The sequence below is a fragment of the Teichococcus oryzae genome, from assembly GCF_008386565.1.
GTDB lineage: Bacteria > Pseudomonadota > Alphaproteobacteria > Acetobacterales > Acetobacteraceae > Pseudoroseomonas > Pseudoroseomonas oryzae.
In genome coordinates this window covers 87,031-107,767 of record NZ_VUKA01000006.1, presented here as the reverse complement: position 1 = coordinate 107,767, position 20,737 = coordinate 87,031, and the positions used below count along the sequence as shown (strand labels likewise).

The window sequence follows — 20,737 nt, the reverse complement described above, 5'->3', positions numbered from 1 at the left end:
CTCAACAAGCACTGCTGTGGCACAAGCCAAGGGGCGAGGGAAAGAGAGGATTTCCCTCAATACTCGAACTCATAGGACAGTCCCACACGCTCCCCGCTTTCGCCGCCCGTGCTGCTTTCCAGCTTCAGCCGTGGCGTCAGTTCCAGCTCCACGCCGACGCGCGGTCCCCCCTCCGTGCCCTGTTCCACGCCAACATAAACACCGGGACCGATATAGCCGCCCGCCTGCACGGAGGGATTGACGTCCTCGGTATTGTTGCCGCTGCCGCCATTGGAGCCGCCGCCGCCGACGCTGAGCCGGTCCAGCCCCAGCCTGTCGGCGATGCCGCCCAGCAGCCCGCGGGAGCCGCCAGGCCCGACTCCCGCCAGGGTCGCGGCGCCGCCGGCCAGCTGGGCGATCTCCAGCGGGGAAAGGCGGTCCAGCGGACGGTTGAACAACAGCCGCGCCAGCACCTCGTCCTGCGGCAATTCCGGAGAAGAGGTGAAGGAGATCTTCGGGTCGCTCGGCTGGCCGGTGATGTTGATGGTGATGGACAGGTTCTGTGCTGTGGTGGTGGCGGTGAAATCGAGCGCGGGTGTCAATTCGCCGTCGAAGGCCAGGCTGCCCTCGTTGAAGCGGATGCGCCGGTCGAGCAGCTGGAAGGTGCCGCGCCGCAGGGTAAAGGCACCCTCCGGCTGCGGATCGGCCGCCGTGCCGCGAACGCGCAGCGCGCCGCCCAGTTCCGCATCCAGGCCCCGTCCGCGGATCAGGATGGATTGCGGCGCCTGGATGTTGACGTTCAGCGCGATCGGTGGCGCGGCGGGGCCAGCGGGGGCGGGCGCCGGCGCCCGGGCGCCACGTTCCCGCACATCGCCCAGCGTCGGCACGCCGCCGCCCGGCAGGCTTTGGGGAATGTTCACCGTGACGCGCCTCAGCTGCACCGTGCCGCCCAGGGCCGGGCTGGTCTGCAACGGCCCGGTGAAGCGGAGATCCGCATCCAGCAAGGTGGTGAGCATCTCGCTTTGCAGCGGCGTCGCGTCGCGCGCCGTGATGTTCACCTCCAGCGGAATGCCCGGGGCCAGGGGCTGCGCGCTGCCGGCGATGCTAATCCGGCCGGTGCCCGCCTGGGCCACGATGTTCTCAAGGAACACCTGGTCGCCCGCCGCACGCACCTGGCCGCGGATGTTGCGCAGCCTGAGGCCGTAGATGGGGTTGCGCACCTCGCCGCCGGACAATGTCGCGGTGCCGTTCAGCGCCGGCTGCGCCAGCGTGCCGGAGGCCCCGCCATCGAGCACGATGCGGCCGGTGACGCGGTTGGCGCTGCCGCCCAGGCTGGGTGCCAGCAACGGCTCGAGATTGGCGTTGCCGGATAGCTGGGCCTGCAAGGGCGCCGTGGCCCCAGGGCCCTGGGGCAGGTTCGCCTGGGCATCCAGCGTGACCATGTTACCCATGCGCAGCGCGGCATTGGCGCGCACCGCGCCGCTGCCGGCCCGGCTGGCCTCGACGCGCAGCGTGGCCGCCGGCCAGCCGCGCGACCAGGGCGCATCGACGCGAAGCCCGGTGCCGTTCAGCGTGGCATTCACCTCCGGCGAGGCGGTCGGGCCGGTGATGCGGGCATCGCCCACCACGGTGCCGGACAGCTTCGGCTCCGGCGCGAACATGTTTACCAGGGAGGCGGGAAGGGCGGCCAGGGCCACCCGGATATCGGCGCGCTCCGGCCCCCAGACGCCGCTGACGGTGAAATTGCCCGCCGGGCGCGCGGCGATCCGCAGGCCAGGGATCTCGATGGCGCCGGAGGGCGGCATCAGGATCGCCGCCGGGGCGGCCAGCCGCACACCCATGTTGTTGCCGGCATCGGCCTGGAAGGCGGCGATGTCCAGCCGCATGCCGTTCTCGCCCTGGGTGAAGCGTCCGCGGCCATTCACCTTGGCCTGGGGCAGGGTGGCATCGATGCGCCAGTTCGCGTCAGCATCGGTGCCGGTCACGCCCGCATCCAGCGCATAGGGCTGGCCGGCATATTCGATGCGCCTGGTCTGCGCGCGGGCATCGATCACCTGCCGCCCTTCCGCGTCGGTGCTGCCTTTGGCCTCAACCCGCAGCGCCCCGGCGATGGGCTGGCCGAGAAGCGGCGCCAGCGGAGCCAGATTGTCGGCATTGACCACGGCCTGCCCATCGAAGCGCAGCGTCGCGGTGTTGACGGCGCCATCGGCATTGGCGGTGACCGGGCCGAACACCGCCCGCGCCTCGGCGAGGCGGACCAGGTCACCCTCTCGCGCGGCGCGCAGGTCCACGGAAACAGGCTGGTTCTCCGCCCGCCCGGTCAGCCGCAAGGTGCCGGCCATGCCGCTGATGGAAGGCGCTTCGGCGGCGAGGTCCAGTGCCTCGATGCGGCGGCCGGCGGCGGTCAGGCCAGGGCTTTGCACGTTGAGCGCGATGGCCGGGTCCGCCATCGGGCCGGTGACGCGCGCCTGGGCGGCGAGGGGGCCGCTCAGTTCGGGGCGCACCGCCTTCAGGTCGGGCAGGGTGAGGTCGGCCTGAAGGGCCAGCCTCTCGCCCACATCGCCGCTGGCGCGCAGCGTGGCGCCGGCGCCTTCCACCAGAAGCTCGTCGACATGGGTGGTGGTGCCGCGGAAGGTGACCACCGGCTCGCCGCCCAGCACGCCGCCCATCGGGTCCGGCCCGGTCAGGCCGCGTGGGCGCAGCGTGGCCTCGAAGCGCTCGGCGTTGAAGGCGGTGGCGGAGAGTTCCAGCGCCTGCCAGCCGACGATCTCCGGCACCAGGGGCGCCAGCGCGGCTGATTCGGCAATGCGGGCCTCAAGCTGGAGCCGCTCCAGGGAACCGCTGGCCTGCACCGTGCCGGCCTTGGCCCGCAGCTCAAGCTGGCGGATCTGTGGCGTGCCACCCGCCGGCACCCCAGCATCCACATCGAAATCGATCGCCCGCACCGGCTCCGGCGCCAGGTTGGCGGGGGCGTCCAGATGGCCCTTCAGGGCCAGGGCCGAGGCACCATCGGCGGTCAGCGCCACGCGGCCATCGGCGCGGATGCCGGCCTGGCCGCCGAAATCGCCGCGCAGCGTCAGCGCCGCGCCTTCCGCCGGGCCATCCAGCGTCAGCGCCAGCTCGGCCGGGGCGTCGGGGATGCCCAGCGTGGTGGCCAGCAGCCCGCCCGGCGGCTCCTGCGCCGTCAGCCTGGCGGCGAGGCGGCTGCTGGGGTCGAGGCCGAGATCCAGGTTGAACTGTCCCGGCGCGTCCAGCCTTTGCACCGCCAGCCTGGCCTGCAAGGCGGCGGCGACCAGTTGAGCCTGCCCGTCCAGCGAAAGTGCCAGCCCGTCTGCACCGCCGGATGGCAGGGCGACGACTTGCCGGCCGATCTCCAGCCTTTGCACCGCCAGCTTGTCGAGATGCACCGCGACCGGCAGCTCCGGGAGGCCGGGCACCACGGAACCATCCGTCTCGGCCGGCGGCGGCTCCTCCGGCGGGGCTTCGCCGGGCGGTGGAAGGCGCAGCAGGGCCACGCGGCGCGCCGACAATTCCTCGATGCGGAGGTCACGCGACAGCAGTGCCATGAAGTCAAAGCCGAGGCGCGCATCCTCCACTTCCAGCCAGGGGCCTTCCGCATCGGCCATGGTCAGCTTCGCGAAGCCGGGGCCGCCGGGGATCGGGCCGTGCAGGCCCTCGATGCTGAGGCCCGGCACGAAGCGCTCGGCGGTGGAGGCCAGCAGCCGCTGGCCGGGCGCGGTGTTCACGCCGATCAGCAGGCCGGCCACCAGCAGCACTGGGATCAGGATCAGGACGGCCAGGGCGATGCCGGCCCATTTGAGGAAGCGCCGCATCAGAAGGCCTGCCCGATACCGATGTAGAAGCCGAAGGCCGCGTCGTCGCGCTCCTTGTTCAGCGGAATGGCGACATCGGCGCGGATCGGGCCGATCGCCGTCTGGTAGCGGACGCCGAGGCCAGCACCGACCTTGAGGTTGTCGAAGGTGGGGGTGGGGTCCTCGGTGACCGCGCCGGCATCCACAAAGGCGGCCATGCCCCAGGGGCCGCTGACCCGCTGGCGCAGCTCCACCGAGCCCTCGATCAGCGACAGCCCGCCCGCCGGCTCATTGCGCGCCGTGCGCGGACCGATGGACTGGTAGTCATAGCCGCGCACCGAGCCGCCGCCGCCGGAATAGAAGCGCTTGTCCGGCGGCACCCCGCCAAAGGACGCGCCGACGATGGAGCCCACCACCCCGCGCAGCGCGAGGATGCTGCCCTTGTCGCCGGACATGTCGAGATAGGTGCTGCCCTGCAGGCGCAGCCGGGTGAAGGCATTGCTTTCGCCCAGGGAATAGACCGGGTTCACCAGCACCGCCGCGCGGGTGCCGCGCGACGGGTTCAGCGGGCTGTCCGTGTCGTTCCACCGGAGCTGTCCGAGCAGCCCGATCAACTGGTAATCGGTGGTGACGTCATCCTGGGTGACGCGGCTGAACTCGACCTGCGGGCCGAAGCCGAAGGTCAGGCGCTTGGAAACATTGCGCTCCAGGATGGCATCGGCGGTGAAGGCATCCCGGTCATAGGCGTCCAGCCGCTCGCGCACGCCGGCGATGCTGAAGGTCAGGGTCTGGTCGCGGCCGGCGAACCAGGGCGTGGCGAGGCTGGCGCCGACCCTGCCGCCCGTCTCGCTGGTGTCGCCGCTGACGCCCAGGCGGTTGACCTCGGCCTCCAGCCGCAGCTTCTCGGCCCCGCCGAACAGGTTGCGGTGTTCCCAATAGGTGCTGAAGGTGGGGCCGTAGCGCGTCTCGTAGGCGGCGCCGAAGCCGATCGCATGCAAGGGCCGCTCGATCACGGTGAAGGTGACGGGCAGGCGACCTTCCTCGTCCAGCCGCTCCCCGGCGCGGGCGCGCACGGTGGAGAACACGCCGAGGCCGAGCAGGTCCTGCCGCGTTTCCTCCAGCGTCTTCGGGTTATAGGGCTGGCCGCCCAGGGGGCGCGCCACCGCGGCCACCAGGCTGCTGTTTGTGCGCTGCTCCCCGGTGACACTGGGCACCGCGAAATCGGCGCGCGGGCCGGGCGCGACGATGAAGGTCACCTCCATCAGCCGCGTGTCATGGTCCACCGTGATGCGGCGGCGGATCTCGGCGAAGGGATAGCTGGCGTCGCGCAGGGCGGTCGCGAGCGTGCCCTGGGCGTCCAGGATCGGCTGGGCGCGGGCCGGGGCGCCGGCCTCCAGCTCGGTCGGGCCGGCGGCGTCGATCGGGGTGCCCGGCGGATCGGCCTGCACCCGGACGGGTGCCAGCTTGTATTGCGGGCCGGGCTCCACGGTGATCACGACCGGCACGGGCTCTGTCGCCGCCTGGCCTTCCGGGCGGTTCCGCGGCGCGGCGCGGGCCTGCAGCCGGTCCGCCAGCCCCGGCGTGTCGGGCGCCGCGCCGGCTACCGTGACGCGGGAGGTGCCGGCGTAATAGCCCTCCGAGCGGAGCGCGCTGCGGATGTTGTCGGCCTCCGCGAGGGCGCGGGACACCAGCCCGAAGCCGTCCGTCGGCGCGGTTTCACGCAATTGCTCCAGCGCCGAGGCGCGGCGGATGGCATCGTCCAGGGCATCGTCGGCGGTGTCGGGCAGGGTCACCGCATAGGCGACCACCGGCTCGTCCTCCTCCGACGGCGCGGCATCCGCGGCCTGCTGCGTTTGCGCGGCGGCCGGCAGCAACAGGACATGCGGCACCCCGGCCAGCAGCGTGGCGGCAAGGCCCAGCCCGCGCCAATTCGGCAGGGCGGCGCTGCGTGGACGCGGAAGGTTCTGTTTGATGCGCATCGTTTACGCGCTAAGCCCCATCAGATGGATCCGACCCTTGCTGAAACCCTCACCCATTGGCGCAGGCATCTCCACGCCAATCCCGGCCTCACCCTGAATGAAGGCGCCACGGCTGCTTTCGTTGTCGGAAAGCTGAAGGAGCTCGGCGTCACCGACATCGCTGAACATGTCGGTGGCCATGGCGTTGTGGCAACCCTTCAGCGGCCAGGCAGTAACCGCAGCGTCGGATTGCGTGGCGACATGGATGCCCTGCCGATCGAGGAAGCGGCGCGGGACCTGCCCCATCGCAGCACCGTGCCGGGCGTGATGCATGCTTGCGGGCATGACGGCCACACCACGGCCCTGCTGGGGGCGGCGGCGCTGCTGCTGCGGGATCAAAGCTGGTCCGGCACGGTGCGCCTGGTGTTCCAGCCGGCGGAGGAAGGCGGTGGCGGCGCCGCCTCCATGATCAAGGACGGTCTGTTTCACCGCTTCCCGATGGACCAGATTTACGGCTGGCACAACTGGCCGGGCTTGCAGGCCGGCACTATTGCAATCCATGACAGTGCCGTGATGGCGGCCGGCAACCGCTTCGAGATCGCCATCGAGGGCCATGCCGGCCATGCCGCGCTGCCGCACCTGACCCGCGATCCGGTTGTCGCCGCCGGCCATGCCATCGTGGCCTGCCAGTCGATCGTTTCGCGCGCGCTGGACCCGATGGACACCGGCGTGGTCAGCCTGACCACGGTGCATGGCGGCGAGGCGCAGAACCAGATCGCCGCGCGCGTGGTGATCCAGGGCAGCATGCGCTACCTGCGCGACGAGGTGGGGGCGCAGATCCAGGACGGGCTGCGGCGGGTCGCGGCCGGCATCTCGGCCACCTTCGGGGTCCAGGCCGAGATGCGGTTGCAAGGGGGTGTGCCGGTGACCCGCAACCATGCCGGGCCGCGCGAACTGGCGGCCGAGGCCGCCGCCGCGGTCACCACCCTGCGCCGCGACATACCCCCCGCCATGACCGGCGAGGATTTCTCGCGCTTCCTGCATGAGGTGCCGGGCGCCTTTGTTTGGATCGGCAACGGTCCCGCCGACAATGGGCGGGAACTGCACAACCCCCATTACGACTTCAATGACGAGGTTCTGCCCATCGCCGCGCGATTCCTGGCGGAAACGGCGAAGCGTTCCCTGGCGCGGGCGGAGGGTTGATGCGGGCCTGGCGGGGTTGCCGATCCGGCCCCGCCGCCCAATCCTGATCCGGACCCGAACCGGCTGAAGGATGCGCCACATGATGATCCCCCTTGTCGAGACCAGCCGCATCGCCATTCCCAAGCTCGGGCTTGGCACCTGGCGGATGACGGGCGCGGAGGGGCAGGCCGCGGTGGAAAGCGCCCTGGCGCTCGGCTACCGCCATGTCGACACCGCGGCCCGCTACGAGAACGAGGACGCCGTGGGCGCGGCCCTGGCCGCCTCGGGCCTGCCGCGCGACCAGATCTTCCTGACGAGCAAGGTGTGGTGGGACAGCCTGGCGCCTGACGCCCTGCGGCGCTCGCTGGAAGAGTCGCTGGCGCGGCTCGCGACGCCTTATCTGGACCTGTTCCTGGTGCACTGGCCGGCGCCGGGCATGGACCTGCCGGGCATCGTCGCGGCGCTGCACGCGGCGCGCGATGCCGGGCTGATCCGCCGCTGGGGCGTTTCCAACTTCAACCCCGGCCTGATGCGCCAGCTTGAACAGCTTGGCGCGGAGCCGGCCTGCCTGCAGGTCGAGTACCATGCCCTGCTGTCCCAGCGGACGCTGCTCGACTGGTGCCGGCCGCGCGGCATCGCCCTGACCGCCTATTCACCGCTGGCGCGCGGCAAGGTGGCGGAGCATGCGGTGCTGGGCGAGATCGGCGCCCGCCATGGCGCGGCTCCCCTGCAGGTGGCGCTGGCCTGGCTGCTGCGGCAGGAGGGGGTGGTGGCCATTCCCAAGGCCGCGCGCCGGCAAAGCCAGCAGGCCAATCTGGATGCCGTGCGGCTGGCGGCGAAGCTGACGCCGGAGGACGTGGCCGCCATCGATGGGCTGCCCAAGGACCAGCGCCAGGTGCAACCGGACTTCGCGCCGGACTGGAATGGCTGAGCCCGGTGGGGCCGGGGGCTAGGCTCCCGGCCCGGCTTCGAGCTGCGCCCAGATCGGCTCCTTGATCTTGGACAGGAAGGCGCGATGGGCCTCCAGCTCGGCTTCCGCCGGAATGATCGGGCGGGGGACGCGGGCCACGGGAACAGCATCCACCGCCACCACAACCGGATTGGCCAGTACCGGGCCCGTGGCCAGGGCCAGGCCTGGCTGCTTGCCGCCCATCAGTTCCAGATAAACCTGGGCCAGCAATTGCACGTCGAGCAGCGCGTTGTGCGAGGTGCGCATCGAATTGTCGATGCCGTAGCGCCGGCACAGCGCGTCCAGGCTGTTGGGCAGCCCGGGGAAGCGCTTCTTGGCGATGGCCAAGCTGTCCACCATGCGCGACCGGTCGATCACCGGGAAGCCGGCCTTCTTCAGCTCGAAATCCAGGAAGGCGAAGTCGAAGTTGGCGTTGTGTGCCACCACCGGGTCGTCGCCCAGGAACTCCAGCAGGCCGGGCGCGATCTCGGCGAATTTGGGCTTGCCGCGCAGCATGTCCCAGGTAAAGCCATGCACCTTCGCCGCTTCCTCCGGCACCTCGCGCTCCGGGTCGATCAGAACATGATAGTGCCGGCCGGTGGGCACGAGGTTCAGCAGCTCCACCGCCGCGACCTCCAGCACACGGTCGCCGGTCAGCGGGTCGAAGCCGGTGGTTTCGGTGTCGAGGACCAGGGTTCGGCTCATCGGATTCTCTGCAACAGGCGGTGGATGGCGCGACGGGCATGGGCGCGCGACAGGCCGGTGCGGATCACCACATCGGCGCGGCGGCGCTTCTCGGCATCGGGCATCTGCCGGGACAGGATGGCGGAAAGCCGCTCCGGCGTCATGCCGCCCCGGGCCAGGACGCGGGCGCGCTGCACGGCGGCGGGGGCCGAGACCACCACCACCATGTCACAGCGACGCTCCCCGCCGGTCTCGAACAGCAAGGGGATGTCGAGCACCGCCAGGCGCGCGCCACGCCGGCGGCAGCGCGCCAGGAAGCGCCGTTCCTCGGCGCGGACCAGGGGGTGGACGATGGCTTCCAGCCGTTTCAGCGCCAGCGGGTCGCCCAGCACCGCGCGGCGCAGCGCCTCGCGGTCCACCGCGCCATCGCGCGTGGTGCCGGGAAAGGCGGCGGCGATCGGCGCCACGGCGCGGCCGCCCCGCGCCTGAAGAGCATGCACGGCGGCGTCGGCGTCGAACACCGGGACGCCGAGGCGGCGGAAGGTGTTGGCGGCCGTGGATTTCCCCATGCCGATGCCGCCGGTCAGGCCCACCACCTTCATGCGGTTCGGGGCAGATCGGCGGCGACGAATTGGCGCAGCGCGGCATCCACCTGCGGCGCGACACCGAACCATTGCTCGAATCCGGGACGGGCCTGGTGCAGCAGCATGCCGAGGCCATCGACGCCACGCAGCCCGCGTGCCCGCGCCGCCGCCAGCAGGGGTGTTTCCAGCGGCACATAGACGGCATCCACCACCACCGCATGCTGCGGCAGCGGCGCCAGCCCGATGGTGAGCGGAGGCTGGCCGGCCATGCCGAGGCTGGTGCAGTTCACCAGCAGCGCCGCATCCTCCAGCGGCGGGGTGTCCGACACCGCCACCGGCCCGCCGATCTCGCGCGCCAGGGCCTCGGCGCGCCCGGCGCTGCGGTTGACGATGGTGAGGCGGGGGCAGCCATCATCCAGCAGCGCGGCGGCGATGGCGCGGGCGGCGCCGCCGGCGCCCAGCAGCACGGCGGGGCCGTCGGCGGCGCGCCAGCCCGGAGCCTGCTCGCGCACGCTTTCCAGGAAGCCGTAGCCATCGGTGTTGCTGCCGAGGATGCGGCCGTCGCGGAACACCAGCGTGTTGACCGCGCCGGCGCGCAACGCGCTGGCGTCGCGCTCGTCGCACAGGGCGAAGGCGGCTTCCTTGTGCGGCAGGGTGACGTTGGCGCCGCGGAAGCCCAGCGTCACCAGCGCGCGCAGGGCGGCGGGGAAATCCTCCGGCCGCACTTCCAGCGGGACATAGGCCCCGTCGACGGCGTGCTGCCGCAGCCAGTAGCCATGCAGCCGGGGGGAGCGTGAATGCGCCGCCGGCCAGCCGAACACGCCCGCCAGCCGGGCCTTGCCGGAGATGATCGTCATGGCCGCATCAATCGGGCGCTGCGGCGCGTGGGTCAATGCACCATCGCCCGCGAAGCGCGGCCGATGCGACGCGCCGGGCCGCAGGACCAGATCCCCGCTTCCCGCCGCCCCCTGGCGTTCCGGCCGAAGCGATGCCACCACTTAGCCCGACCGGCCACCCGCGTGGCCCTGACGGAGCGGAGAAAAGCCATGGCGAAAGCATTGAAGGTGGCGGTCCAGATGGACCCCATCCAGAGCGTCAACATCGACGGCGACAGCACCTTCGCACTGATGCTGGAGGCCCAGGCGCGCGGCCACCAGCTCTGGCACTACCATGTCCGGGACCTCACGCTGCGCGCCGGCCAGGTGCTGGCCCGCATGCAGCCGGTCGAGGTGCGGCGGGAGAAGGGCAACCATTACACGCTGGGCGAGGCGGCGGAGCACGACCTGTCCGGCATGGACGTGGTGCTGATGCGCCAGGACCCGCCATTCGACATGGCCTACATCACGGCCACGCACATCCTGGAGATGATCCATCCGCGGACGCTGGTGGTGAACGATCCGGCCTCGGTGCGGAACGCGCCGGAGAAGCTGTTCGTGATGCAGTTCCCGGACCTGATGCCGGACACCATGATCACCCATGACCCGCTGGAGGTCCGCAAGTTCCGCGAGAAGCATGGCGACATCATCGTCAAGCCGCTGTTCGGCAATGGTGGCGCCGGGGTGTTCCACCTGCGCCCCGAGGACGGCAACCTGAACGCGCTTCTGGAGCTTTACGCCGAACGCTCGCGCGAGCCGCTGATGATCCAGCAATACGTCCCCGCGGTGCGGGAAGGGGACAAGCGCATCATCCTGGTGGACGGTGTGCCGATGGGCGCCATCAACCGCGTGCCCGCGACCGGCGAAAGCCGCTCCAACATGCATGTCGGCGGGCGGCCGGAGAAGGTGGCGCTGACCGAGCGGGACCGCGAGATCTGCGACCGGATCGGGCCGGAACTGAAGGCGCGCGGGCTGATCTTCGTGGGCATCGACGTGATCGGCGACTACCTGACGGAGATCAACGTCACCTCGCCCACCGGCCTGCAGGAAGTGGCGCGGTTCGACGGGGTGAATCTGGAAAAGGCCATCTGGGACGCGATCGAGGCGCGCCGCTGATCCAGGGCAGGCGGGCCATCCGGGGCGGCTTCCAGGCGTGCGGACGCGCGGAAGCCGCCCGGGGCCTCGCCTGCGCCGGCTTTGGCGCATGGCCGGGGCCGGGCTAGCCGAGGCCGAGCAGCGCCACCAATCCCAGGCTCGCGCCCAGCAGCAGCAGCAGCGACGCGACCACCGTCGCGGTCACCGGGCCGCCGGCGCGCGCCACCACCCGGACATCGACACCCAGGCCAAGCGCCGCCATGGCCAGCAATGTCAGCGCTTCCGCCAGGATGGCCATTGGCGGCAGCAGGGCATCAGGGATCAGCCCCAGCGCGCGCAACGCCGCCAGCCCCAGGAAGCCCAGGATGAACCACGGCACCAGCTTCCCGATGCCCGGCCGCTTGCCCGCCGCGCCGGCATCCCGCCTTGCCGCCAGCACGGAAAGGCCCAGCACCACCGGGCCGAGCATCAGCACCCGCACCAGCTTCACCAGCGTGCCCACCTGCACCGCGATGGGACCGACCGGCGCGGCGGCCGCCAGCACCTGCGGCACGGCGTAAACCGTGAGCCCCGCCACCACGCCATATTGCAGCGGATCAAGGCCGAGCAGCGGCACCAGCAGCGGCAGAAGCAGCACCACGCCGACGCCCAGAACGGCGGTGAAGGCGATGGCGGCGGCCACGTCCCGGGCCTGGGCACCGATCACCGGCGCCACGGCGGCGATGGCGGAGTTGCCGCAGATCGAATTGCCGCAGGCCACCAGCACCGCCATCTTGCGCGGCAGGCCGAAGCCCCGGCCGATCAGGTAGGCAAGGACGATCGACACCGCCACCACCAGGGCGATTCCGCCGATCAGCCCCGGGCCCGCCGCCAGCAGCGCGGTGACGCTGAGCGAGGCGCCGAGCAGCATCACCGCCACCTCCAGCAGCATCTTGGCGCTGAAGGCGATGCCCGGCGCGGTGGCGGCGGGCAGCGGCCGCAGGGACCGCAGGGCGGTGCCGATCAGGATCGCCAGCACCAGCCCGTCCAGCCAGGCGCGGCCCCAGGCCACGGCCTGGGCCTGGGCCAGCAGCGCGGCGAGCAAGGCCACCGCGCCGCACAGGGCAAGACCCGGCAGCAGCGGACGAAGGCGGCTCAGATAATGCGGGCGAGGGGAGTCGAGGGCAGGTGAGGCGGACATTGCACTTGCATGACAAGCCTTTTCCGTTCGATCCAACATGTTGTTTTGATCATTTCGTTCGCTAAAAACGATCAATGACCTTGGACCAGTTGCGCATCTTCCTGGCGGTGGCCGAGCGTGAGCACGTCACCCGGGCGGCGGAGGTTCTGAACCTGACGCAATCCGCCGTCAGCGCCGCGATCCGCGCGTTGGAAGGGCGGCATGGCATCACGCTGTTCCACCGCGTCGGCCGCCGCATCGAGCTGACCGAGGATGGCCGCATCTTCCGCGCCGAGGCCGCCGCCGTCCTGGCACGCGCGGAGGCGGCGGAACTGGTGCTGTCGGAACTCGGGGGCGCGTTGCGCGGCACTTTGCGAATCCAGGCCAGCCAGACCGTGGCGAGCTATTGGCTGCCGCCCCTGCTGGTGCGCTTCCGCGCCGCCTGCCCCGGGGTCGCGGTGGAGGTGGGGGCGGGCAACACCACCAGCGTCGCCCAGGCGGTGCTGGACGGGATCGCCGAGCTTGGGCTTGTGGAAGGCGAGGTGGAGGAGCCGGCCCTGTCGCAAACCTTTCTGGCGAGGGACCAGCTGGTGATCGTGGTTGGCCCGCATCATCCCTGGGCGGGGGCCGGCATCATCCCGCCATCGCGCCTGGCGGAAACACCCTGGATCATGCGGGAAGCGGGTTCCGGCACCCGCGCCGCCTTCGAGGCGCTGCTGCGGCAATGGGGCCTGCCGGACAAGGCGCTGACGGTCGCGCTGGAGCTTCCTTCCAACGAGGCGGTGCTGGCGGCGGTGGAGGCGGATGGCGGCGCAACCGTGGTGTCGGAGCGCGCGGCCGGGCCGCATCTGGCGGCGGGCCTGCTGGTGCGGGCAGGGGTCGGGTTGCCGCCGCGATCCTTCAAGGCGCTGCGGCACAGGGAACGCTATGCCAGCCGGGCTTCCCGCGCCTTGCTGGCTTTGGCGGCGGCTCAGTAGAGGCGGTTGTTGTTGCCATAGGGGACGATCAGCTCGTCCTTGTCGACCATGTTGAGCAGGGCGCGTGCGCGCTCATCCAGCACGTCGCGGTCGATCCGGTCGCCACGCAGGCCGGCGACCTTGCGCTCCATCATGTCGCGTTCGGCCTCGACCTTGGCCAGGGTGATACGGGCGGCGGCGATCTCGGCCGTCTTGGCTTCCCGCGCCAGAGAGCCGACGCGTGGCCCGTGCACCGCATACCAGGAGAAATGCCAGATCAGTCCGGTGAAGATCAGCGGGAGCCAAAGGATGCCGAAAATCCGCTTGATCGCACGCATAGCCGAATCCTTGTCCCGAATCAGGGTGTTACCGGGGCCCTTACAGACAAAAGGTTAACGGCTTCTTGTTCAGGAGATGCAAGTCCATACCGCAGCGCAAGACGGTATTCCTGCACCACGTGTCCCGCCGGCCACGTCGATGGCCGGCGGAGGATGATCATCGGCGGGATTAGCGCTTCAGGATGGTGCGCCCGGCATAACGCGCGGCCGGGCCGAGGCCCTGCTCGATGCGGATGAGCTGGTTGTACTTGGCCAGACGGTCCGAGCGGCTCAGCGAGCCGGTCTTGATCTGCCCGCAATTGGTGGCGACGGCGAGGTCGGCGATGGTGCTGTCCTCCGTCTCGCCCGAGCGGTGGGACATGACGGCGGTGTAGCCGGCGCGGTGCGCCATCTCGACCGCTTCCAGCGTCTCGGTCAGGGAGCCGATCTGGTTGACCTTCACCAGGATCGAGTTGCCGGTCTTGCGCTCGATGCCCTGGCGCAGGCGCTCGGGGTTGGTGACGAAGAGGTCGTCGCCCACCAGCTGCACCGTGCCGCCCAGGCGGTCGGTCAGCAGCTTCCAGCCTTCCCAGTCATCCTCGGCACAGCCATCCTCGATGGAGATGATGGGGAACTTGGCGCAAAGGTTCGCCAGGTAGTCCACCATTCCGGCGGCGTCGAGCTTCTTGCCCTCGCCCTCCATGTCGTAGACGCCGTTCTTGAAGAACTCGGTGGAGGCGCAGTCGAGGGCGAACATGATGTCCTCGCCGACGCGGTGGCCGGCGGCCTCGCAGGCCTTGGCGATGAAGCCCAGCGCCTCCTCGGCCGACTTCAGGTCCGGCGCGAAGCCGCCCTCATCGCCCACATTGGTGTTGTGGCCGGCATCGTGCAGCGCCTTCTTCAGGCTCATGAACACCTCGGAGCCGATGCGCGCGGCCTCGGCGGAGGAGCCGGCGGCGACCGGCATGATCATGAATTCCTGGATGTCGATCGGGTTGTCCGCGTGCTGGCCGCCATTGATGATGTTCATCATCGGCACCGGCAGGGTGCGGGCGAAGACGCCGCCGACATAGCGGTAGAGGGGCACGCCGTAATGCTCGGCGGACGCCTTGGCGGCGGCGAGCGACACGGCCAGGATGGCGTTGGCCCCGAGGCGCGACTTGTTCGGCGTGCCGTCGAGCGCGATCATCGTCTCGTCGATCTTGACCTGCTCGGTGGCGTCCATGCCGGAGAGCGCGTCGAAGATCTCGCCCTCGACATTGGCGACGGCCTTCTGCACGCCCTTGCCGTGGAAGCGGCCCTTGTCGCCGTCGCGCAGCTCGACGGCCTCATGGGCGCCGGTGGAGGCGCCGGAAGGAACGGCGGCGCGGCCCACCGCCCCGCTGTCCAGCACGACATCGACCTCGACGGTCGGGTTGCCGCGGGAATCCAGGATTTCGCGGGCGATGATGTCGGCAATGGCGGTCATTCCGGGTCCTCTCGGATGGTGACGGTCGCGTCTCGTGCCCAGGCGGATAATGCGCGGGGGGCAGCAGGGCAAGGGCCGCATCGCGCCCGGGCACGCAACGTTGTCGTGTTCCGCGGGATCCCCCGGCACCTGGGCGGCGCCTGCGGAAACATGGCGGCGGCAGGTGGGTTCGGGATGGGCACGGTGCCGCCCGCGCCGGCCCAGGGACAAAAAAAGCCCCGGCCATCCGGCCGGGGCTGTTTCCCATCAGCAGGCCAGGGTTCAGACCAGCCGCGACTGCTTCACCGCCGCGCCGACGAAGCCGGCGAAGAGCGGGTGCGGCTCGAAAGGCTTGGACTTCAGCTCGGGGTGGTACTGCACGCCGATGAACCAGGGATGGTCGGGATATTCGACGATCTCCGGCAGGAGGCCGTCCGGCGACAGGCCGGAGAATTGCAGCCCCGCCGCCTCCAGCCGCTCGCGATAGCCAATATTGACCTCGTAGCGGTGCCGGTGGCGCTCCTCGATCTCCGCCTGGCCATAGACGCGGCGCACCAGCGAACCTTCCGCCAGCCGCGCCGGATAGGCGCCGAGGCGCATGGTGCCGCCGAGATCGCCTTCCGCCGAGCGGGTTTCCCGCTCATTGCCGCGCAGCCAGTCGGTCATCAGCCCGACCACCGGCTCCTCGCAGGGGCCGAACTCGGTGGAAGAGGCATTCTCGATGCCGACAAGATTCCGCGCCGCCTCGATCACCGCCATCTGCATGCCGAAGCAGATGCCGAGGAAGGGGATCTTGTGTTCCCGCGCGAAGCGCACCGCCTCGATCTTGCCTTCGGCGCCACGCTCCCCGAAGCCGCCAGGAACCAGGATGCCATGCACCCCTTCCAGGCGCTCCAGCGCGTTGGGCGTTTCGAAGACCTGGCTGTCCATCCAGTCGAGCCTGACCTTCACACCATGCTGGATGCCGCCATGGGTCAGCGCCTCGGCCAGCGACTTGTAGGCGTCGAGCAGGGAGATGTACTTGCCCACCACCGCGATGCGCACATCGCCTTCCGGATTTGCCAGCCGGTGGACGATGCGCTGCCAGCCGGACATGTCGGGCTGGCCGTAGATGGAAAGGCCGAAATGCCGCAGCACCTCCCGGTCCAGCCCTTCCGCCTGGTATTGCAGGGGAACCGCGTAGATGGAGCTGGCATCCAGTGCCGGGATCACGCTTTCCGGGCGCACATTGCAGAACAGGGCGATCTTGCGCCGCTCATTCTCCGGGATCGGACGGTCGCAGCGGCACAGCAGGATCTGCGGCTGGATGCCGAGGCCCAGCAGCTCCTTCACGGAATGCTGGGTCGGCTTGGTCTTCAGCTCGCCGGCGGAGGGGATGTAGGGCACCAGGGTCAGGTGCATGAACAGGCTTCGCTGCGGGCCCAGCTCGTTGTGCAGCTGGCGCAGGGCTTCCAGGAAGGGCAGGCTCTCTATGTCACCCACCGTGCCGCCCACCTCGAGCAGAACGAAGTCGAGGCCATCCGTGTCCGCCGTGGCGGCTTCCTTGATGGCGTCGGTGATGTGGGGGATCACCTGCACGGTGCCGCCCAGATAGTCGCCGCGGCGTTCCTTGGCGATCACCTCGGCGTAGATGCGCCCGGAGGTGTAGCTGTCCCCCCGCGTGGCATGCACGCCGGTGAAGCGCTCGTAATGGCCGAGATCGAGATCGGCTTCGGCCCCGTCATCGGTGACGAACACCTCTCCATGCTGATACGGGCTCATCGTGCCCGGATCGACGTTGAGGTAGGGGTCGAGCTTGCGAATGCGGACCTTGTAGCCCCGCGCCTGCAGGAGCGCGCCGAGGCTGGCCGCCGCGATGCCCTTGCCGAGGGAGGAAACCACGCCGCCGGTGATGAAAACGAACCGCGTCATGGGCCACCTTTCTAACGTGCCTCACCGCCGCCGGGAAGCGGCGGGAATGGCAAGGCTGCTGCATGCGGAAAGCGGGGCCGGACTGGCACCCGCCGGTTCAATGGGTTGGGCCCCGGAGTGGAGCCCCCATAAAAGGTTCGGGCGCCTGGGAATGCCCGGCGCCCGATTCGGGGATCAGTTCGTCGGCACGCCGGCCGGTGGGGGCGTGGCCGGCTGGACGGGTGCGCCGCCCGTGCCGGGCGTGGTGCCCGTGCCCGTGGTGCTGCCCGGCTGCCCAATGGGGGCCGAAGGCTGCATCGGCTGCTCGCCCGTGACTGCCGGGGGCGGCGGCGCGTCGAGGATGGAGCCGCCGGACTGGCCGCGTCCCATCAGGGCCATCGCCAGGGCCAGGGCCATGAACAGCGTGGCCAGCACGCCGGTGGTGCGGGTCAGCAGGTTGGCGGTGCCGCGCCCCGTCATGAAGGCGCCCATGCCTTGCGAGGAGCCGATGCCGAGCCCGCCCCCCTCGGAGCGCTGCAACAGCACGACCCCGATCAGCGCGAGGGTGACAAACAAATGCAGGACGAGCAGGACGGTCATCATGGCGCTGCGCTCTTAGCGGCGATCGCGGCGCGGCGCCAGCGGCAACAGCGCCCTGGCGCCGATGGCGTGCCGGATCGCGCGGAAGGGCCGGGTCATGATCCCTGTGCCGGCCGCGCGGCCTGTTCCGCCAGCATTGCCAGGGCCATGGTCACGCTGGCGGCGCGAACCGCGCTGCGGTCCCCCGGGAAGACGCAGCGGCGCAGCAGGGTGGGGGCGCCCCGGCGGGCGGCGCCCAGATGCACCAGCCCCACCGGCTTGCCCGGCGTGGCGCCGCCCGGCCCGGCGATGCCGGTCAGCGACACCGCCAGATCGGCGCCCGATTCGCGCAGCGCGCCTTCCGCCATGGCGCGGGCCACGGGCTCGCTCACCGCGCCGAACTCGGCCAGCATGGCTTCCGGCACGCCCAGCATGCGGGCCTTGGCCGCGTTGGAATAGGTGATGAAGCCCGCCAGCACCGTCGCGGAAGAGCCGGGGATGGCGGTCAGCACGGCACCGACCAGCCCGCCCGTGCAGCTTTCAGCGGTGGCGAGCGTCAGGCCGGCTCGCTGAAGCTGTTCCAGCAGGGCGGCGGCGCGGTCCAGCGTTCCCGGCTCCAGCAATTCGCTCATGCCCCATCCCCCGTGAAGGCGAGTCCGGCCAGGCGCAGCGCCAGGATGACGAGGGCGGCCAGCGCGCCGGCGAAAAGGTCATCCAGCATCACGCCCGCGGTGCCCTTGCGACGGTCGGCCCAGCCGACCGGGCCGGGCTTGGTGATGTCGAACAGGCGGAACAACAGGAAGGCCAGGGCCACCCCGGCTGGCCCGGCGCCGAGCGGCAGCGCCGCCAGGGCGAGGCATTGCCCGGCGCCCTCGTCGATCACCACCCAGCCGGGATCGGCATGGCGGTCCGGCAGCCGCTCCAGCGCCCACCAGCCGATCAGCGTCAGCAGCGCCGCCAGCAGCAGGCAGGCCTCGGGCCCGGCCAGCGCCGCCGGCAGCACCAGGGCACTGCCCCAGCTGCCCGGCGCGGGGCGGACAAAGCCGATGCCGCCCATGCTCGCCAGGGCACGCGGCAACAGGGCCGCCGGGGCCACCGGCGGCGCGGCCAGGGGCGCCGACATCAGCGCGCCGCCACGGCTGGCATGGAAGGCGGCAGCCAGGGCTGGAGGGGATGGTCCAGCGCCTCCTGGCCGTGCAGCGCACGGTAGATCACGGCGTTCTCCACCACGCGCTGGGCGTAGTTGCGGGTTTCGCCGAACGGGATCTGCTCCATCCAGTCGATCAGATCGCCCGTGGCGCCGCCGGGGATGCGCGGATCGCCATAGGTGCCGAGCCATTCCTCCACCCGGCGGGGACCGGCGTTATACGCCGCGGCGGCCATGGCGAGGTTGCCGAAGCGGGCGAGCTGATCCGCCAAATAGCGCGAGCCGAGCCGCATGTTGTGCTCGGGCTGGCTGGTCAGCCAGCCGGTCTGGGTCGGAATGCCGAGCTGCCGCGCCACCAGCGCCGCCGTTCCCGGCAGAAGCTGCATCAGGCCCCGCGCATTGGCGGAGGAGATGGCGGAAGGATCGAAATTGCTTTCCTGCCGGGCCACGGCATAGGCGAAGGCCGGCTCCACCCCAGCGTCCGGCGGCAGCGCGTAAGGGGCGGGGAAGCCTTCGGGCAGCAGCATCACGCCGTCGACCCCGGCACGGCGAGCGATCCAGACGGCATGGTCCTGCCGGCCGATGCTGCCCGCCAGCCGCGCCACCAGCACCTGTTCCGCCGGATCGGGCGCGGTTTCCTCCAGCCGCAAAAGGAAGGTGCGGGCACGGTCGGTATCGCCCAGATCGGCCAGCGTCAGGACCGCCTGCACCAGCTCCTTGCCCAGGAAGGCCCCGGCGGCCTCGGCGCCAGGCTGCGGCGGACGCACCGCCTGGATGCGGGCGGCGAGCTGCGCCGGCGTTTCGCCCAGCGCCAGCGCCGCAAGTTGGCCATAGAAGCCGGTGGGCAGGCTGGCGGCGGCGGCGTATTCGGCCCGGGCTTCCCCGGCACGGCCGCGGGCGCTGGCGGCCCGGCCGCGCCAATAAGCGGCGCGGGAACGGGTGATGATGCTGTTGCTGCCTTCGCCCAGCCTGGCGAAATGGCGCGCCGCCAGGGCCGGATCCCCGAGGCGCCGCAGCGCGATGAAGCCGGCCAGGAACTCGGCGTCGTGCAGCGGCTCCCCTTCCGAGGCGCCATGCCCCGCCGCGACGCGGTAGGCGGTGGCGGCGTCGCCCAGGCGCAGCAGCTTGCGCGACAGAACCTGCCGCTCGTTCCAAACGGCGCGCGCGGCCTCGGGCCGCATCTGGCGTTGCAGGGGCTCGGCCTGCTGCCACACCGCCGCGGCTTCCCGGTCGCGGTCCTGGCGGCGCAGGAATCGCGCCAGTTCGGCGGCGAGGCCAAGATCCGCCGCGGCGCGCGGCGCGGCCTGCGCTTCCGCGCCCCCCTGCTCGGCGGCCAGCGCCAGGCGCAGTTCCGCCGGCAGGCGGGCATCGGGGGGCAGCAAGGGCAGCAGGCGGCCGGCGGCCGTGGTTTGCCGCGCCCAGGCCAGCCGCTCGAAGCGGAAGCGATGATCCTCCGGCGTCAGCAGCGCCCCGAAGATGGCCAGAAAGGCGGCCTCGTCGCCTGGATCGGCATTGGCTTCGCGCCAGCCGCGGCGAACCGCCTCCTGCGCCGCCGCCGCGCCCTGCTGGCGTTGCACCGCCTCGGCCAGCAGCCGCGTGGCGTTCAGGCCGCGCGGCGGATGCTGGGCGAACAGGCGCAGCACCAGCGCGTCATCGGCCAGCACGGGCAGCGCTTCCTCGCCCCGCAGGGTCAGGGTGGCGAGCTGCGGCCAGCTGGGATTGGCGGCGGTGAAGGCGGCCACCTCCTCGGCGCTGCCCTGGCCGCGCACCTGCAGCCGCATCCAGCGCACCAGCTTGCCGGCGAGCGGGTCAGCGCTGGCATCGGCAATGGCCTGCGCCTCGCTCCAGCGGCCGGCATTGGCGGCGATCATGGCGGCACGGCCGGCGCCGCGCTGCGCCTCGGAGGCCCAGGGCTGCGCCAGGGCGGGCGCGGCGCGGAAGCCGGTGGCAGGCAGAACCGCCAGGCCGGCCAGGAGCAGCATGCGGCGGAGCACGGTGGAGGACGCGCTGGGCGCGAATGCCAGCAGGGTCATGCGGCGGGGCGGGATGAGGCGAACATGTCCCCAGGGTAGAGCAGAACCGGCGCGGCGTGTATCATTGGCTTACGTGAAGAAATGTGGCGGG

At 71.1% G+C, this 20,737-nt stretch carries 17 protein-coding genes; 4 read left to right on the top strand and 13 right to left on the bottom strand.

From position 1 onward, the window contains the following. Positions 1 to 56: 56 nt before the first annotated feature. Positions 57 to 3,812 (bottom strand): translocation/assembly module TamB domain-containing protein, encoded by a 3,756-nt coding sequence (locus F0Q34_RS13440; RefSeq protein ID WP_149812739.1) that lies wholly within the window; start codon positions 3,810 to 3,812, stop codon positions 57 to 59. Beyond that, positions 3,812 to 5,770, bottom strand: a complete 1,959-nt coding sequence (locus tag F0Q34_RS13435; RefSeq protein ID WP_149812738.1) for an autotransporter assembly complex protein TamA — start codon at positions 5,768 to 5,770, stop codon at positions 3,812 to 3,814. The genes F0Q34_RS13440 and F0Q34_RS13435 overlap by 1 nt, the downstream gene beginning before the upstream one ends. A gap of 24 nt (positions 5,771 to 5,794) precedes the next feature. Here F0Q34_RS13435 and F0Q34_RS13430 point away from each other — a divergent pair, with 24 nt between their 5' ends. Beyond that, positions 5,795 to 6,952 carry an amidohydrolase gene (locus tag F0Q34_RS13430; RefSeq protein ID WP_149812737.1) on the top strand — a complete coding sequence of 386 codons (1,158 nt, stop codon included), beginning with the start codon at positions 5,795 to 5,797 and terminating at the stop codon, positions 6,950 to 6,952. A gap of 79 nt (positions 6,953 to 7,031) precedes the next feature. Next, positions 7,032 to 7,862 carry an aldo/keto reductase gene (locus F0Q34_RS13425; RefSeq protein ID WP_241665477.1) on the top strand — a complete coding sequence of 277 codons (831 nt, stop codon included), beginning with the start codon at positions 7,032 to 7,034 and terminating at the stop codon, positions 7,860 to 7,862. Between the two features lie 18 nt (positions 7,863 to 7,880). Here the strand turns inward: F0Q34_RS13425 and dnaQ are convergent, their stop codons facing one another. From dnaQ to F0Q34_RS13410, 3 genes are read right to left on the bottom strand one after another with little or no spacing between them, the layout of a single operon-like run. Next, positions 7,881 to 8,585 carry a DNA polymerase III subunit epsilon gene (dnaQ, locus tag F0Q34_RS13420; protein WP_149812736.1) on the bottom strand — a complete coding sequence of 235 codons (705 nt, stop codon included), beginning with the start codon at positions 8,583 to 8,585 and terminating at the stop codon, positions 7,881 to 7,883. Then, on the bottom strand, positions 8,582 to 9,166 hold the full coding sequence (gene coaE, locus F0Q34_RS13415) for a dephospho-CoA kinase (protein ID WP_149812735.1): 585 nt from the start codon (positions 9,164 to 9,166) through the stop codon (positions 8,582 to 8,584). The genes dnaQ and coaE overlap by 4 nt, the downstream gene beginning before the upstream one ends. Continuing rightward, a complete protein-coding gene (locus F0Q34_RS13410) occupies positions 9,163 to 10,005 on the bottom strand; it encodes a shikimate dehydrogenase (RefSeq protein ID WP_149812734.1) in 843 nt (280 codons plus the stop codon). Before F0Q34_RS13410 ends, coaE begins: the two co-directional genes overlap by 4 nt. A gap of 189 nt (positions 10,006 to 10,194) precedes the next feature. Here F0Q34_RS13410 and gshB point away from each other — a divergent pair, with 189 nt between their 5' ends. Next, a complete protein-coding gene (gshB, locus tag F0Q34_RS13405) occupies positions 10,195 to 11,139 on the top strand; it encodes a glutathione synthase (protein WP_149812733.1) in 945 nt (314 codons plus the stop codon). A gap of 103 nt (positions 11,140 to 11,242) precedes the next feature. On the opposite strand, the gene F0Q34_RS13400 is transcribed toward gshB, so the two are convergent. Then, positions 11,243 to 12,298 carry a YeiH family protein gene (locus tag F0Q34_RS13400; RefSeq protein ID WP_149812732.1) on the bottom strand — a complete coding sequence of 352 codons (1,056 nt, stop codon included), beginning with the start codon at positions 12,296 to 12,298 and terminating at the stop codon, positions 11,243 to 11,245. A 74-nt stretch (positions 12,299 to 12,372) separates the two neighbouring features. Here F0Q34_RS13400 and F0Q34_RS13395 point away from each other — a divergent pair, with 74 nt between their 5' ends. Further along, entirely contained in the window at positions 12,373 to 13,254 is an 882-nt protein-coding gene (locus F0Q34_RS13395) for a LysR family transcriptional regulator (protein ID WP_149812731.1), read from the top strand. Here the strand turns inward: F0Q34_RS13395 and F0Q34_RS13390 are convergent. The 7 genes from F0Q34_RS13390 to F0Q34_RS13360 all read right to left on the bottom strand — a co-directional run bounded on the left by F0Q34_RS13390 (position 13,248) and on the right by F0Q34_RS13360 (position 20,646). Then, positions 13,248 to 13,571, bottom strand: a complete 324-nt coding sequence (locus F0Q34_RS13390; protein WP_149812730.1) for an FtsB family cell division protein — start codon at positions 13,569 to 13,571, stop codon at positions 13,248 to 13,250. The genes F0Q34_RS13395 and F0Q34_RS13390 overlap by 7 nt on opposite strands. A 169-nt stretch (positions 13,572 to 13,740) precedes the next feature. Beyond that, complete coding sequence (eno, locus tag F0Q34_RS13385; RefSeq protein ID WP_149812729.1) at positions 13,741 to 15,018, bottom strand: phosphopyruvate hydratase; 1,278 nt, start codon at positions 15,016 to 15,018, stop codon at positions 13,741 to 13,743. 261 nt (positions 15,019 to 15,279) lie between these two features. Further along, a complete protein-coding gene (locus F0Q34_RS13380) occupies positions 15,280 to 16,908 on the bottom strand; it encodes a CTP synthase (RefSeq protein WP_149812728.1) in 1,629 nt (542 codons plus the stop codon). Between the two features lie 174 nt (positions 16,909 to 17,082). Next, positions 17,083 to 17,490, bottom strand: coding sequence for a preprotein translocase subunit SecG (gene secG, locus F0Q34_RS13375; RefSeq protein ID WP_149812727.1), 408 nt, complete (start codon positions 17,488 to 17,490; stop codon positions 17,083 to 17,085). Between the two features lie 92 nt (positions 17,491 to 17,582). After that, positions 17,583 to 18,098 carry a CinA family protein gene (locus tag F0Q34_RS13370; protein ID WP_149812726.1) on the bottom strand — a complete coding sequence of 172 codons (516 nt, stop codon included), beginning with the start codon at positions 18,096 to 18,098 and terminating at the stop codon, positions 17,583 to 17,585. Continuing rightward, the gene (locus F0Q34_RS13365; RefSeq protein WP_149812725.1) at positions 18,095 to 18,589 is read right to left on the bottom strand and encodes a phosphatidylglycerophosphatase A family protein; all 495 of its coding nucleotides are present in this window, start codon (positions 18,587 to 18,589) and stop codon (positions 18,095 to 18,097) included. The genes F0Q34_RS13370 and F0Q34_RS13365 overlap by 4 nt, the downstream gene beginning before the upstream one ends. After that, a complete protein-coding gene (locus tag F0Q34_RS13360; protein WP_241665476.1) occupies positions 18,589 to 20,646 on the bottom strand; it encodes a lytic transglycosylase domain-containing protein in 2,058 nt (685 codons plus the stop codon). Before F0Q34_RS13360 ends, F0Q34_RS13365 begins: the two co-directional genes overlap by 1 nt. Positions 20,647 to 20,737 lie beyond the last annotated feature (91 nt).

Bases quoted from the DNA above. Each gene is read 5' to 3' on its own strand.
- F0Q34_RS13440 (WP_149812739.1), bottom strand. From the start codon at position 3,812: ATGCGGCGCTTCCTCAAATGGGCCGGCATCGCCCTGGCCGTCCTGATC.
- F0Q34_RS13435 (WP_149812738.1), bottom strand. From the start codon at position 5,770: ATGCGCATCAAACAGAACCTTCCGCGTCCACGCAGCGCCGCCCTGCCG.
- F0Q34_RS13430 (WP_149812737.1), top strand. From the start codon at position 5,795: ATGGATCCGACCCTTGCTGAAACCCTCACCCATTGGCGCAGGCATCTC.
- F0Q34_RS13425 (WP_241665477.1), top strand. From the start codon at position 7,032: ATGATGATCCCCCTTGTCGAGACCAGCCGCATCGCCATTCCCAAGCTC.
- dnaQ (WP_149812736.1), bottom strand. From the start codon at position 8,585: ATGAGCCGAACCCTGGTCCTCGACACCGAAACCACCGGCTTCGACCCG.
- coaE (WP_149812735.1), bottom strand. From the start codon at position 9,166: ATGAAGGTGGTGGGCCTGACCGGCGGCATCGGCATGGGGAAATCCACG.
- F0Q34_RS13410 (WP_149812734.1), bottom strand. From the start codon at position 10,005: ATGACGATCATCTCCGGCAAGGCCCGGCTGGCGGGCGTGTTCGGCTGG.
- gshB (WP_149812733.1), top strand. From the start codon at position 10,195: ATGGCGAAAGCATTGAAGGTGGCGGTCCAGATGGACCCCATCCAGAGC.
- F0Q34_RS13400 (WP_149812732.1), bottom strand. From the start codon at position 12,298: ATGTCCGCCTCACCTGCCCTCGACTCCCCTCGCCCGCATTATCTGAGC.
- F0Q34_RS13395 (WP_149812731.1), top strand. From the start codon at position 12,373: ATGACCTTGGACCAGTTGCGCATCTTCCTGGCGGTGGCCGAGCGTGAG.
- F0Q34_RS13390 (WP_149812730.1), bottom strand. From the start codon at position 13,571: ATGCGTGCGATCAAGCGGATTTTCGGCATCCTTTGGCTCCCGCTGATC.
- eno (WP_149812729.1), bottom strand. From the start codon at position 15,018: ATGACCGCCATTGCCGACATCATCGCCCGCGAAATCCTGGATTCCCGC.
- F0Q34_RS13380 (WP_149812728.1), bottom strand. From the start codon at position 16,908: ATGACGCGGTTCGTTTTCATCACCGGCGGCGTGGTTTCCTCCCTCGGC.
- secG (WP_149812727.1), bottom strand. From the start codon at position 17,490: ATGATGACCGTCCTGCTCGTCCTGCATTTGTTTGTCACCCTCGCGCTG.
- F0Q34_RS13370 (WP_149812726.1), bottom strand. From the start codon at position 18,098: ATGAGCGAATTGCTGGAGCCGGGAACGCTGGACCGCGCCGCCGCCCTG.
- F0Q34_RS13365 (WP_149812725.1), bottom strand. From the start codon at position 18,589: ATGTCGGCGCCCCTGGCCGCGCCGCCGGTGGCCCCGGCGGCCCTGTTG.
- F0Q34_RS13360 (WP_241665476.1), bottom strand. From the start codon at position 20,646: ATGACCCTGCTGGCATTCGCGCCCAGCGCGTCCTCCACCGTGCTCCGC.